At 39.2% G+C, this 296-nt stretch carries 1 protein-coding gene; it reads right to left on the bottom strand.

Translation table 11 applies throughout. From position 1 onward, the window contains the following. The coding region (locus tag TR08_RS33195) for a DUF7010 family protein (RefSeq protein ID WP_045519089.1) at nucleotides 1-296 on the bottom strand (296 nt) is incomplete at both ends.

Genomic DNA, 296 nt, shown 5'->3' with positions numbered 1-296 from the left:
AATGTAATAATAGCTAGTAAACAAAGGAGTGAGCCTGTAAAATAATAGAGTCTGACTTGGAAAAGAGGGGCCAATGGGAAAAAATGAACACCGACAATAATAGCAATTACGAGAGGTATAAGTTCAGTGTGACGAGTAGCGTTACAGACAGTAATCGTGATTGCTATAGCCAAACCCTCTGCCGCGAAAATAATGTTAAACCAAAACCTCGTACGCTTCCCACGCATTAAATCTGTTTTTGAAACCTGATTCGTTAATTCTCGCGATGCACGTATTAATGAAAAACCGCCAATGAA

The sequence above is a fragment of the Neobacillus niacini genome (assembly GCF_000759675.1).
Lineage (GTDB): Bacteria > Bacillota > Bacilli > Bacillales > Cytobacillaceae > Neobacillus > Neobacillus niacini_A.
This window is presented reverse-complemented; position numbering and strand designations above follow the sequence as displayed.